This is a genomic window from Pseudomonas sp. UMAB-08, from assembly GCF_900095225.1.
Lineage (GTDB): Bacteria > Pseudomonadota > Gammaproteobacteria > Pseudomonadales > Pseudomonadaceae > Aquipseudomonas.
Window position 1 is genome coordinate 211,539 of the sequence record NZ_LT607418.1, and the last position, 12,810, is coordinate 224,348.

Annotated in this window: 10 protein-coding genes and 3 pseudogenes; 6 read left to right on the top strand and 7 right to left on the bottom strand. The window is 56.3% G+C overall.

Annotated elements, in window-relative coordinates:
- Positions 1-21 precede the first annotated feature (21 nt).
- The 4 genes and pseudogenes from K0F75_RS10830 (at position 22) to K0F75_RS10845 (ending at position 2,733) form a co-directional block, all read left to right on the top strand.
- On the top strand, positions 22-471 hold the full coding sequence (locus tag K0F75_RS10830; RefSeq protein WP_219061855.1) for a tellurite resistance TerB family protein: 450 nt from the start codon (positions 22-24) through the stop codon (positions 469-471).
- Positions 472-482: 11 nt separating this feature from the next.
- Positions 483-1,512 (top strand): annotated as a pseudogene (locus K0F75_RS10835) (TerC/Alx family metal homeostasis membrane protein).
- A gap of 33 nt (positions 1,513-1,545) precedes the next feature.
- Positions 1,546-2,121: a TerD family protein gene (locus K0F75_RS10840; RefSeq protein ID WP_219061856.1), complete on the top strand. Its 576-nt coding sequence runs from the start codon at positions 1,546-1,548 to the stop codon at positions 2,119-2,121.
- Positions 2,122-2,154: 33 nt separating this feature from the next.
- Positions 2,155-2,733, top strand: a complete 579-nt coding sequence (locus K0F75_RS10845) for a TerD family protein (protein WP_219061857.1) — start codon at positions 2,155-2,157, stop codon at positions 2,731-2,733.
- A 25-nt stretch (positions 2,734-2,758) separates the two neighbouring features.
- Here the strand turns inward: K0F75_RS10845 and K0F75_RS10850 are convergent, their stop codons facing one another.
- From K0F75_RS10850 to K0F75_RS10870, 6 genes and pseudogenes are all read right to left on the bottom strand, one after another.
- Positions 2,759-3,709 carry an HpcH/HpaI aldolase/citrate lyase family protein gene (locus K0F75_RS10850; RefSeq protein WP_219061858.1) on the bottom strand — a complete coding sequence of 317 codons (951 nt, stop codon included), beginning with the start codon at positions 3,707-3,709 and terminating at the stop codon, positions 2,759-2,761.
- Complete coding sequence (locus K0F75_RS10855) at positions 3,706-4,803, bottom strand: cysteine protease StiP family protein (RefSeq protein WP_219061859.1); 1,098 nt, start codon at positions 4,801-4,803, stop codon at positions 3,706-3,708. The genes K0F75_RS10850 and K0F75_RS10855 overlap by 4 nt, the downstream gene beginning before the upstream one ends.
- Positions 4,796-5,554, bottom strand: a complete 759-nt coding sequence (locus K0F75_RS10860; RefSeq protein ID WP_219061860.1) for a trehalose phosphatase — start codon at positions 5,552-5,554, stop codon at positions 4,796-4,798. Before K0F75_RS10860 ends, K0F75_RS10855 begins: the two co-directional genes overlap by 8 nt.
- Positions 5,544-6,680, bottom strand: a complete 1,137-nt coding sequence (locus K0F75_RS10865; protein ID WP_219061861.1) for a phosphoribosyltransferase domain-containing protein — start codon at positions 6,678-6,680, stop codon at positions 5,544-5,546. Before K0F75_RS10865 ends, K0F75_RS10860 begins: the two co-directional genes overlap by 11 nt.
- A 364-nt stretch (positions 6,681-7,044) precedes the next feature.
- Positions 7,045-7,248 (bottom strand): annotated as a pseudogene (locus K0F75_RS26235) (ATP-grasp domain-containing protein); the annotation flags it as partial.
- A 68-nt stretch (positions 7,249-7,316) separates the two neighbouring features.
- Positions 7,317-8,294, bottom strand: a pseudogene (locus K0F75_RS10870) (PAS domain-containing methyl-accepting chemotaxis protein); the annotation flags it as partial.
- Positions 8,295-8,751: 457 nt separating this feature from the next.
- Between K0F75_RS10870 and K0F75_RS10875 the strand changes: the two are divergent.
- A complete protein-coding gene (locus K0F75_RS10875; RefSeq protein ID WP_219061863.1) occupies positions 8,752-9,159 on the top strand; it encodes an MbcA/ParS/Xre antitoxin family protein in 408 nt (135 codons plus the stop codon).
- Positions 9,159-9,836, top strand: coding sequence for an RES family NAD+ phosphorylase (locus K0F75_RS10880; RefSeq protein ID WP_219061864.1), 678 nt, complete (start codon positions 9,159-9,161; stop codon positions 9,834-9,836). Before K0F75_RS10875 ends, K0F75_RS10880 begins: the two co-directional genes overlap by 1 nt.
- 43 nt (positions 9,837-9,879) lie before the next feature.
- Here K0F75_RS10880 and K0F75_RS10885 read toward each other — a convergent pair.
- The coding region (locus K0F75_RS10885; protein WP_219061865.1) for an EAL domain-containing protein at positions 9,880-12,810 on the bottom strand (2,931 nt) is incomplete at its 5' end.

Genomic DNA, 12,810 nt, shown 5'->3' on the forward strand with positions numbered 1-12,810 from the left:
TCGCTTTTGGGAGAAATGGTCATGCTTGGTTGGTTGAAAACTAATGCTGCAACAGCCCGCGACAAACTCGCGTCTGAAGTCACTAAATTCAAGAACCGCGAGTTCATGGATGCGGTTGTCGCAGGCTGCGCCTTGGTCTCTGCCGCCGACGGCGATATCAGTGCAGAAGAAAAACTGAAGATGACCGGTTATATCCAGAACTCTCAGGAATTGAAGGTGTTTGACCTGAAGGATGTGATCAAGTCATTTCAGGATGTTTGCTCAAAATTTGAATTTGACTATCAAATCGGGAAAGCAGAAGCGCTTAAAACGATCGCTAAAATCCGTAAAAAAGAAGATGCCGCGCGCCTGCTGGTCCGTGTCTGCTGCGCGATCGGGGGAGCAGACGGTAGTTTTGACGAGAAAGAACAGGCTATGTGCCGCCTCATTTGTAACGAGTTGGGTTTGAATCCAGCTAATTTCGATCTTTAAGGGGCGGTATTGTGGAAACTACGAATCTCGGATTCCCCCCCGCTGACGATGGCGGTTTTTGTCGGGCTGGCACTTAGTGCCATGCTCATCGACATGCTGACCCACCGCGGTAATAAGCCAGTTACATTACTCAACGCCTCCGTCTGGTCAGTGTTCTGGATAGTCATCTCGCTAGGCTTTGCCGGCTTCCTTTACGTCGAACATGGCCCAACCATTGCGACCCTGTTCGTGACGGGGTATGCACTGGAAAAAGTCCTGAGCGTGGACAATCTGTTCGTGTTCATGGCTATTTTCGCCTGGTTCAAAATCCCCAATGTCTTGCGTCATCGCGTCCTCTATTGGGGAATCATGGGCGCCATTGTGTTCCGTTTGATCTTCGTTGCCATCGGCACAGGCCTGCTTGCGTTCGGCCCATGGGTCGAGGTGGTGTTTGCTCTCGTTGTGGCCTGGACAGCAGTCATGATGCTCAGAGCAGGCGGTGATAACGAGGAAGAAGTGGATTACTCCCAACACATGGCTTATCGCTTTGCCAAAAAACTGTTCCCTGTGTGGCCGAAGTTGCACGGTGACCGATTCTTCGTACGCCGTACCGAGCTGGAAACAGAACTTAAAAATCCGGAAAACAAAGGCATGACTTTAGTGGGCAAAGGCGCACTGTTCGCCACTCCACTCTTTTTGTGTGTTGTCGTGACTGAAATCTCCGATGTCCTGTTTGCGTTCGACTCGGTGCCCGCCGTCATTGCGGTGAGTCGCGAACCCTTGATCGTCTATTCGGCAATGCTGTTTGCGATATTAGGTCTGCGGACCATGTACTTCGTCCTTGAAGCCTTAAAGCGCTACCTCGTTCACCTGGAAAAATCAGTCATTGCACTGCTGTTCTTCATCGCAGCGAAACTCGGTCTGAACGCGACCAACCACCTGTTCCACCATGGTTACACCATCGACCCCAACACCAGCCTCATGATCGTCATGGTCGTGTTGGCAATCGGTGTCGTTGCAAGTCTGATGTTCCCAGGCAAAGAAGAACCTGAAAAAGCTTAAGCACAAACACTTACCACAAGGCGTATTAACTCAATGGCACTGACACTTCAAAAAGGCGGCAATCTCTCTCTCTCCAAAACCGACCCTTCGTTGACGAAGATTGTGGTTGGTCTTGGCTGGGACCCTCGCGCTACCGATGGCACAGAGTTCGACCTGGATGCCAGCGCGATGCTGCTGGGTGCAAACGGTAAAGTTCGCAGTGAAGCGGACTTCATTTTCTACAACCAAAAAGCATCAACAGATGGTTCGGTCGAGCACACGGGAGACAACCGTACCGGTGCCGGTGATGGCGACGACGAAAGCATCAAAATCGACCTGAGCCATGTACCCGTCGATGTCGACAAGTTGGTGTTCGTCGTTACCATCCATGATGCTGAATTACGCAAACAGAACTTCGGCCAAGTGGGTGGAGCCTTCATCCGTATCGTCAACGAGTTGTCCGGCGTTGAAATCGTTCGCTACGACCTTGCTGAAGACGCCTCTACCGAGACCGCAATGGTGTTCGCTGAGTTGTACCGCAGCAATGGCGAATGGAAGTTCCGCGCAGTGGGTCAAGGTTATGCGGGTGGCCTGAAAGCATTGGCCAACTCCTATGGCATGAACTTCTGATTTATTCAAACTCATCAGCACAAGGATTCAATCATGGCTGTAAGTCTGCAGAAAGGCGGTAATGTTTCGCTCTCCAAAGAGGCTCCAGGCCTGACGGAAGTCATCGTCGGTCTGGGGTGGGACCCTCGCGTCACTGACGGAACGGAGTTCGACCTGGACGCATCCATTTTTATTGTGGGTGAGAGTGGCAAGGTACTCGACGACAATAGCTTCATTTTCTATAACAACAAAAAGTCGACTGACGGTTCGGTCGAGCACCTGGGTGATAACCGCTCAGGTGCTGGCGACGGTGATGATGAGCAAGCCACCGTTAAACTCAATGGTCTAGCTGCCGCAGTCAAGAAGCTGGTATTCGCAGTCACCATCCATGATGCTGAAGCGCGGAAACAAAGCTTTGGCCAAGTTTCGAACGCCTTTATCCGCGTTGTGAATAAGGCAGATGGCAAAGAGTTGGCTCGCTACGACCTGTCTGAAGATGCCTCCACCGAAACCGCCATGATTTTTGGTGAGTTGTATCGCAGCGGCGAGGAGTTCAAGTTCAAGGCCATTGGCCAAGGGTTCGTTGGTGGATTGAAACCACTGGCGGAAGCTCATGGCGTGAGTATCGGCTGACTCTAACGGCTAAGTGCTGCTCGGCTCATCTGACACGCTCAGCCAGCCGAACAGGGCTTTCACTAGCGCCGCTCACCTGCGGCGTGACGCCATGCCATTTGGCACGCGCCAGGATACTGGTTGCCCACTTGTAATGGGTCGCGGGTTCACACATGACATCGTTGTGTTTGAAGACCGCGGGAGCCAAGTCGCTGCAGATCAAGCGAGCGCTGTTCAAGTCATCAAGGGATACGCGAAGGGCGTCCTGAATAAGGTTAATCTGGCTGGGATGAATGGCCGTTTTCCCAACCAGTCCATGAGCGATATCTAACTCCAACTCGTCCTGGAGCAATTGCGGAGTCGCCAACTGCTCAAAAACCGGGGCGGTCAAAGCAAAGCCGAGGGAGCCCATAACGCCCGTAAGCATAGGGATGACGTAACCCATGGGCGTTGCGTAAAGCGTCGTCACCGGGTTCCGGCGCAGGCCAAGGCACCCCATTAAGTCATTGCCACCGATTCGCAAGGCGATGATCCGTTCGTGAAGCGACTCACGCAGGGCCTGGCCAAGCTCGACCATCGCACTCGGGTTGAAAACGTCAGCGGTCTCCAGGGTCGGCATCAATAGCATGCACGGATTGGTGACGGCGTTCTCCCACTCGAACAGGTTGCCCATCGTCAACTTTGGGACAACAAGACCGTTTACGTGCTGCATCAAAGGCCAGTCGTTCAGAACAGCCGCCATTTCAGCGTCACGCGGACGGACGAAAAGCAGCGGAGCATCTACCGGCAGACCACCTCGTTCGTGGATGCGGGTAAGCAATAGGTGCAGATTTTGAAGCGCCTGATCGACGTCAATGTCCGCGACGGCATCTTCAAGGCAAACAACCAGTGATCGCAGTTCAGGGAGTTTCTCGCGGAACACAACATCAAGGATGTCGCCGCGTGTAGCCGGCATGTAGAGGGTCGCGCCAAGGGCGTAAGCCGAGATCGTCCTCATTCGCTTACACTCCGGATGATTGTCACAGCCCTGTATGGACCTAGATCGCTTCCCACCTCTTCAACCGGAACACCCGCTCGCTCCGTGAGATGCAACAACAACTGCACGTCCTGGTCACTGCGATCTCTGACAAGTACATGGTCAGGAACACGGCGGAGTACTGCCCGGGTAGCCTCGGCAATCCCGGGTTTCACTCGATTTAAATTTGAGATATCAAATCGCTGGGCGAGCCGGTCCACCACTGCGGCCGCCGCAACCTGTAAGGCGCCCTGCTCTGAAGATGTCCAGGGAGTTGCTGTATATCGCACACCCACGTTCTTGCGCAGGTCGTTGATCTGCTCAATGAAGGGGCGCGTGACGTCATGGTCGTGCAGGTGGTCGTACACAACGCAGCCATGCAGCCCGCCGTGGGTGGGCCAGATTGATCGGGAGACAAGACCAGACACCGTTGCGCCAAGTATCCCCGACGGGATGACCCAGTCTTCGGCTGACGCTGCCAGCCACGCCCGCCCACAAGGATCGGCAAGAACAACCAATCGGGGGTCAACAGGAAAGCGTGCGTCGCCGGCGAGACTGCGACGAATTTCACCAGAAATGGCGCCCTTCCCGGTCCAGCCGTCAACGAAGACAATGTTCTCGGCTCCGTGGGCCTGAATGATCGCCTCAAGCGCCGTCATGTCGATACCACGGTCGCGCACGATGCTGATGCCGTAATGGTGCGCATCACGCCCCTGATCCAGCAGAGCGCGGCGTAGCAGCACGCCCAGTGGCAACCCCGCACGGACAAAGGAGACCAGCGCAATGGTCGGGCCGGTGTGCAAATCATTAAGTGCCAGCGCCAGCGCCTGGACGTCACCCGCCATACGCGCGCCGTTTTGCAGCAGAGCTTTCTCGTACAAAGCCTTATGCAGGGCGGTAGGCGCACTCTCGTGACTAATCATCTCGGAGTAGTGCTTGAGCCGGGACTGTATCAGACGTTCCTTTTCGTGGACGTCGGTCACTTCGATGCTCACGGGCTTGAGCAGAAAATGGACGTCGCCACATTCATAGCTCCCGCAACCGACCGTTGCCAATGAGCGGATGGCGTCATGCATGGAGAAGCCCGCCCACCGCTTTGGCCAACTGGCTACGCGCGGGCGTACCCCAAAAATTGCAAGCATCCATGAAGCCCAGATCAGTAATGCTGTCACCAAGACCGATCACTAGTCGCTCACCGTGGATAGCCCGATCTCGGCGCAGCCACTCTTCAACAGCGAACCGTTTGGACAACCCGTTCGGAAGAAACGCCAAGTTGTTGCCATTGCCATGAATGTGCATGCCCTCCAACATACCGCGGGCCTGGACTTCAGCGCAGACCTTGGCCAGCACGGCATCGTCAGACTCGTTGTGCTTGATCACGACGTAGTGCTGTAGATCCGCTTCATCAACGACCCAGCCTCGCAATGAGAACCCAAGTTCCTGTCCGATGGACAATGTTGTGGCACTCAGGTCCGGAAGTCGGGTCTGAAAGTCGCTAAGGGTTTCGGCCATGTGGGCGTGCCAGTCTCGATCAACCTCACCGGATTGCCCCAGGATGACTCCACCGTGGGAGCATATCGCCCCGGAGGTGAACGGAATCTTCACTCGGCTGTAGGCTTCTACACTGCGTGCGGTCACGGGAACGACATCGGCAGTACCTAGAAGCCACTCGAGCAACATTTTCTGCGTTGCGCTCATGAAGCCATTAGGCTCGCCGCTAATGTCGTACGTCGCCGGGTGACGCTCGGCCCCCGCTGGCATTTTACGAGTCGTCTGGAAGAGCGTGTCATCCAGGTCGGCAAAGACCAACGGGCGATTATTGCGCATCAACAATCACCTCTGCGCCAAGCGCTTGAATCAACTCTGCGGGCACAGAGTGCGCAGGCGTCTCGGTACAGATGAGGACGCGATCAAACTGACCAGGCCGTACGTTGTAGAGAAAGTTGGGAATGCCCAGACCATAATTATCCGAAAAGCTCAGCGCATGATCGATGGCGTGTCCCAAAGCAATAGGCGAGCGACTCGTCGAGCTGAAATGAACATCCGCACCGGCTTGCTCCAGTCGTTCCGCCAGCAGAAACGGCCGCCACACAAACTCACTCGTCCCGACAACCAGAACGCACTCCCCCGGCTTTATCTGAATGCCCGGAGCGAGGGTGTCCTCTACGCGGAGAACACCAAGCCGCCCCCAATCGTTAGCCGGAATGAGCGGCCAATCACCGATTGCTACTGCGCCGACATCCGGCATCTCTGGCAACGGGGCATTCTTGTCCTCGGTGAAGGTGTAGGACCCCTGCAGCAGAGACACTTGCTCTACCGTTGGACCCATTGCGGCACGTACCGATCCAGCCGACCAGTCGGTGAGGACGCAAGTGACAACACGCTCCACCTTAGAAAGCCCGGCATCGACAAGCGCGCGATGAAGATTGATGAATGTCTTCCCGGTCGATGCTTCATCGTCGCACAGCACCACTGAGCGAGCATTGAGCATCATTTCCCGGATAACCGGGTCGAGCGGAAGATGGACCAGGTGAGCACTGGCATGGCTATGCTCCTCTTCGAAGCGAGCGAATAACCCGGTGCCCAGTGGATGACGGGTACTGACGATGTACATCGTATCCGGCCGTGTCGAGCTATAGGCACGATGGACGCCCGCCCCGAGGCCAACCGCGGTTTCAGCCATACCTATCACCAACACCGGGCCCGGTAGATCCGCAGGGATTTTAGCAGCCAGGTCCTCGAAGCTTTCCACCATCAGTGATGGCCGGGCAGGTATATGCCGGCCAAGAACTCGCGATACAAAAAGGAATGCCCTCTTGGGATTACGTCTCTCCGCAAATCCAAAAAGGGACTGAGGAGGAAAGGAAGAAGACTCAATATTCACATCAAGGCGGCCGCGTAGAAGATCGGCACTCATCAACGATGGTTCATGGGCTACGGCAATGCTTTCCATCGATTCGATCCAAATAATTACGCCGACGGAGACGCTAGAGGCTCACGTGAATGCTCCAATATCGTTTTTAAGATCGACGATGACGGGCTCGGCCTTGAAGCGCCCATCGAAGGAAGTGATAGGTAAGTCGTCCATCCCCTCAATGACATGAGCACATGTCAAAAGGCAGGAAGAACCTACAGCGAAGGCAGTGCCAGTTGTGCATTCCACCCTTCGGGCAGAGTCAGGCCTGGACGATTTTCGAGTGGGATAACACTGCACCATCATGATGGCCGACTCGCGTTCGCGCCTGGCGCCGGCACCTTCATCGGGTCACTCCACGCTCTGCACAAAGCACCCTTACTGAAGCGTGGACATCTTAGTGTTAAAGGGTTACTGGCACAGCAACCAAGATCGCTTTTACCCGAACATTATTGCGCCAATTTGTAACGGGCTCGGGCAGGCCAGGACGGCGGGCAGTGAAAGTTCCTGGTAAATTCGTACCGGTTTTTTGGGCATATCCGATACGACCTGAGTCGTGTGGATTGATCTCAAGAAGGCGCGGCTTACCTTCAGCAGCATCCTGGCTAACCTGCAGTTTTCGACGTGCCCCCTGCCCTGCACAGCCCGCGCTCGCAGGGCCATCAAGTTGTACTACTGGAGCATGGTCTGGATTTTCTGTACTGACTCTTGGGTGCGCTTGGCCAGGTTACGTACCTCGTCGGCAACCACGGCAAAACCACGACCCTGATCGCCAGCGCGAGCGGCTTCGATAGCGGCATTCAGTGCCAACAGGTTGGTCTGCTCCGCTATTCCCTTGATCGCCCCGGCGACTTGGGATATCTGCCCATAGGTGTTCTGAATGCTACTTTGCTCGCGGGCACGCAACGCTTCGGCAGCCTTTTCATCACTGATGTCGCGTACCGCTCCAATCACCCTTACCAGCACGCCACCGCTATCGCGCAGACAACGACCACGCTCGCGATACCAGATTTCCCCGCGAGTCTTGTGACGCATGCGGTACTCGACAACATAAGCTGATTGACCTTTGGCATCGGCGATGTAGTCGCCGAACACTTGCATGACTTTCTTCAGGTCCTGTGGATGTGCGACCGCAAAGAAACTGTCCCAGCCATCGGCGAATTCCGTACGGCTGTAGCCAATCAGATTGAGGAACTGGTCGGACCAACGGATCAGGTTATTTGGGTGATCGGCATCGCCGTTGACCACAGTGAGGTCCCAGCAGCCTTCAGTCAGGGTCTGCTTGGTGAGTTCCCAGGCTTGCTCGTCCTGTTGCCAGCTCACCTGTCTGATGGCGTCGACAGCCAGTTGGGCGCGGCATTCCTTCAACTCCTGCTCTAGTTGCTGGCGTTGCCGCTCGGCGTCGCTCAGTTGCAGGTGCAACTGTTGGTATTGCTCGGCGTTACAGGGCGCCGGAGGCACGGCGCGCGCCTGATTCCGCAACTGCAACTGGTCCTGTAAGTGTTGGGTTAACCGTTGGCAGGAGCTGAGCAGATCAGGGTAGCGCCTCAGGCCTGAATGCGGGCTCACTTCAACCGGCTCTTCTGAGAGCAGTTGGGTCAGCAGGCGAGTCAGGTCACCGACCAGCTCTTTGGAGGCATCTCTGAACCACATTGGCGACTACTCCTTAATGCAGGACTATTGACGTGCATGGCCCGTGCTCGGTCGCAGGTCATGCACTAAATGGTTAGCCATTCTCCAGCCAACGGGGACGCATTTTCTCACCGCAGGCTCCTGCACTCGAAAGGCCGAGGGGAGTCACTCACCGTGACGCCAACGGTATTACAAGCGGGCGGCGAGGGAACTATCCATAAGGAGATAGCTCTTTTGGAATATGGCACCCGTACTCCGTTGGAAAATGGCATGTGGAAAGGTTTCAAAGCCCTATCGATCAGCCGGCATCTCTGCGTCTGATGGAGGATGAAGTCGTTGAGTTAATCCTTGAGGGTGATCTGGCTAGCTGACTCAACCCAGTCACCCGCCAAGTTTTTACGCATACGAACGAAGTTCTTGTTTATTTTCGCATGCGTAATACACTGGGATTAGTCATTTATCTCTCAGGAGAATCCTCATGGTCACGGCAAACCACGCCCATAGCGCTACTAATGACATTGATAGCCCAGAGGCTGGGCGGGTTGCGCTGAAATTTTTTTTCGGCCTCATGGAACACTGGAACTGCTCAGCCGATCAGCAACGTGCGTTGTTGGGGGCAATCAGCACCACGACCTTTTACAAATACCGACGCATTCCAAGCGTGCGGCTGCCGCACGATACGCTGGAGCGTATTTCTTACCTGATGGGCATCCACAAGGCGCTCAGCATCATCTTCAGCAACAACCGCGACCGCGTGTATGCCTGGGTCAATAGTCCGAACACGGCGGCCCCCTTCAACGGTCAGACCGCGCTGAAATACATGCTTGCCGGCCGTGTGGTCGATATTGCAGATGTCCGCCGTTATCTGGATGGGGTGCGCGGATAATGGCTGAAAAGTTGGAGATACCCGTTTGGGACAGTGCTTACCGAGTGATCAGCAGTTCGTTCCCACCGATCACCCTCTTCGAAGACATCCTCGATCCTGCTGAGCTGCAAATGGCGTATGCACTGGAGTCTCTGACCAATGACCGCCTGGCCGAAGAGGTTGGCCTTATCAGCCGGGTAGCCCCTGAAGACCGAGTATCCGGGCACGGTTCAACGCCTGTTATGGCCGCGTTCACGCATATAGGAAAGGTCAGCCGGTTCACCGATGGAACGTTCGGTCTCTACTACGCGGCCAGCAGTCAAAGCGCTGCCATCGCCGAGACCAGCTTCCACCAGGAACGATTCCTCGCGGCGACCAATGAACCCGATGTAGAGCTGACCATGCGCACGTACGTGAACAAGGTCGTCAAGCCGATGCACGATATTCGCGCAGGCTTTGCTCACCTGCATGACCCTGATCCTGCCAACTATAGTTCCGCACAAGCATTTGCCAAAAAGCTCCGCGAGGGGAAATCGTGGGGGCTCCTGTACAACAGCGTTCGCGCCAGTGGGCATGAGTGCATAGCCGCCTTCCGCCCTCCAGCAGTATCCATACCTGTGCAGGGCAAACACATCCGCTACGTATGGGAAGCCAGAAGCCAAAAAATCGGGTACTTCTTCGAAATTACTCAGTTGTGATCGCCGCTTCGGCACCGGAGTGCCGAGCACCAGCGCTTGGCCGTTATAAGAGCGGTACCGCGTCCATGGATTGTTCAGCCATCCAGGCTTGGAGCTGCAAAGGGGGCATAGGTCGGGCGTAGAAATAGCCCTGAATACTCCTCACCCCTTCTGCCCGCAGAAACGCCACCTGCTCCGCCGTCTCTGCCCCCTCCGCCACTACTTCCAATTTGAAGATAGTACCTAAGGCCAGAATGGTGCGTACGATGGCGACATCATCTTCATCGCCAGGCACTCCGTCGATAAAGGATTTATCGATCTTGAAGCAGGTAATGGGAAACAACTTGAGATGGGAAAGCGACGAGTAGCCGGTACCGAAATCGTCGATGGACAGCAGCACGCCAAGGCCACGCAGCCCGCCAGTGATCCGGCGCGCAAGTTCCCCTGACTCCAGAGTCCCCTCGGTTATTTCCAGCTCCAGTTGCTGTGGGGCGATCCCCGTTTCAGCAATGACCCGTGCCACTGTGGCGACAAAGGCGTCATTCAATTGCGACGGCGCCACGTTCACCGCAACTCTGGGTATCGAAACCCCTTGGTCAGTCCATGCCTTCATCTGCCGACACGCCTCGGCCAACACCCAAACACCGAGTTCTTCCATCAGTCCCAGCTCTTCGATCAAGGGCAGGAAGGTCGCGGGCGCCTGGGCACCCCGTTGCGGATGCTGCCAGCGCACCAGAGCCTCCACGCCACGGACGATGCCTTTCTCTGGGTCAACTTGGGGTTGGTACACCAGGAAGAACTGATGCTCTTGCAGGGCATGGCGCAATTCGCTGGTCAGCGTCAGCTTCATGCTCATGTCCGCTAACATGGCCATGTCTTCAGCATAGAACTCGAAGCAGTTACGCCGCGTCTTGGCGCAGTACATCGCGGTATCGGCCGCCTTGATGAGTTCGGCAGTTCGGTTGCCGTCATCCGGATAGAGGCTGATGCCAATGCTCGCGCTCGGTAGAAGTTCATGCCCCGCCAGGTAGATCGGCTCGGCCAACTGATTCAGCATACGCGTCATGGCAGCGCCAATTGCCTGGCGATCACTGACGTCCTCCATTGCCAGGATGAACTCATCACCGCCCCAGCGTGCCAACACATCCTGCTTGCGGATGGATGCCAACAGTCGCTCGGAAACGGCCTTCAGGTAGCTGTCACCGATCGCATGCCCCAAGGTGTCATTGATGATTTTGAAGCGATCGAGGTCGATAAACACCACCGCAGTCCCTTTGCCACGCTGTTTGCTGCGCTCGAGGAGTTGCAGCAGCTTGTCGGTAAAATGCAGCCGATTGGGCAAGCCGGTGAGGGCATCGTGGTTGGCCAAGTGGTAAAGCTTTTCCTCAGTCTGCTTGGCCTTCGAAATGTCGGAGAACACGGCAACATAGTTCTGCACCTCACCTGCGGCATTGAGAATGGCCGAGAGACTGCCCCACTGCGGGTAGATTTCGCCATTCTTGCGGCGGTTCCAGATTTCCCCGGCCCAGCGCCGCTTGTCTTTTAGCACGCGCCAGAGTTCCTGATAAAAATGCGGCGTGTGGACCCCGGACTTGAGAATCTTGGGGGTACTGCCGATGGCCTCCGCAGCTGAAAAGCCGGTTATTTCACTAAAGGCCCGATTGACTGAGGTGATGCGGCTGGCCGGGTCGGTCACCATCACCGCTTCGAGCGCCTGATCAAGGATCACCTTGGTGGCCGCCGCCTGCCCGAGCAATAGCGGCTGACCAGACTGACTGAACACCACCACACACCCGACAATGTGGTGATTATCGACCAGAGGGGTACAGACGTACTCCGCCAACCATGACGCCCCGTCCCCATACCCGACCAGGCCTCGTATCCCTTGGCGTGACTCGCCATCACGCAGCGTGGAGAGCATGGGGCACTCGGCCTGGCCGCAGTCAGCGATGGAAGTCTCATCAGCCCATCGAAAGACCTGGCGGCAATGAACTCCGACCAAGCGATCCTCGTTGCGCCCCAACATCTTTACGGCCATTTCGTTGGCGTAGACAATGAGCCCCTGTTTATCCAGGCTGACCAAGCCCTCGCCAGCGGCCTCCATGATCTGGGTATTGCGCCGATGAACATCCTCGATCGCCAGCTGGTAATTGTAGCGCTGAGTGACGTCGCGTGCGTTCAGCAGGATTTCGTTCTCGCCGCGACTGCCTAGCGTATGCCGCAAGGTAGCCTCGACCCATAAGGGCCGTGCATCTGGACGAGTCCCGCGCACGACTCGGGTCACCACGGCGCCTAGAGACTTCAGGCCCGCCAGCAAGCCTTGCTCGGCAACCACGCCCTCGTCGAACACCGCGGCCAACGGCATACCGACAAGCTGAGCACTGTCGCGCCCTAGCAGTTCCTGACATGCTGGAGAGGCGAAGCGGAAGTAGCCGTTGAAATCGAGGCGCGCGATCATATCAGTGGAGTTTTCGGCCAACAGCCGATAGCTCTCTTCGCTCGTTTCGAGGGCTTTATGGGCCATCAGTTCGATCAGAGCAAGCGATAGCGAATTCGCCGCGACGATTTCCACCTGGGACCAGGCCAACGACTTGTCGTGGTAAGTTTCAACCCAGGTCTCGAACGACTTGCGGGGGGACAGGTGCACACCCGCAGCATCCACCACTACCGTCTTGTCCGGTTTGCCCGCCCAGCGCAGGGTGCGCAGCAGACCCGGGCGAAACCATATGACGAAATTTCTGGTTTTCCGGTCCAGCGGGGCAATTAGTACCCCACCAGTGAAGGGCTCATCCGGCGCGAGCGGACTGCCAAGCTCACTGAGCAACTGGCGCAAGTCGTCAGTGTGGAAAACCGTCGCAAGGGGGCGATCACGCAAGACATCGAGCAAGCGCTCAACCATCGCCATCGGGGGCGTATCGCCGAGTACATGCCGCTTGCCATCCAGAATGAACACAGCACCCGATGAGCGCACCAGGCCAAGCAGCTTGTCCTGCAG

Coding starts and splice junctions, on each gene's coding strand:
- K0F75_RS10850 (WP_219061858.1), bottom strand. CDS start 3,709: ATGAGGACGATCTCGGCTTACGCCCTTGGCGCGACCCTCTACATGCCG.
- K0F75_RS10860 (WP_219061860.1), bottom strand. CDS start 5,554: ATGCGCAATAATCGCCCGTTGGTCTTTGCCGACCTGGATGACACGCTC.
- K0F75_RS10840 (WP_219061856.1), top strand. CDS start 1,546: ATGGCACTGACACTTCAAAAAGGCGGCAATCTCTCTCTCTCCAAAACC.
- K0F75_RS10880 (WP_219061864.1), top strand. CDS start 9,159: ATGGCTGAAAAGTTGGAGATACCCGTTTGGGACAGTGCTTACCGAGTG.
- K0F75_RS10830 (WP_219061855.1), top strand. CDS start 22: ATGCTTGGTTGGTTGAAAACTAATGCTGCAACAGCCCGCGACAAACTC.
- K0F75_RS10855 (WP_219061859.1), bottom strand. CDS start 4,803: ATGCATGACGCCATCCGCTCATTGGCAACGGTCGGTTGCGGGAGCTAT.
- K0F75_RS10875 (WP_219061863.1), top strand. CDS start 8,752: ATGGTCACGGCAAACCACGCCCATAGCGCTACTAATGACATTGATAGC.
- K0F75_RS10865 (WP_219061861.1), bottom strand. CDS start 6,680: ATGGAAAGCATTGCCGTAGCCCATGAACCATCGTTGATGAGTGCCGAT.
- K0F75_RS10845 (WP_219061857.1), top strand. CDS start 2,155: ATGGCTGTAAGTCTGCAGAAAGGCGGTAATGTTTCGCTCTCCAAAGAG.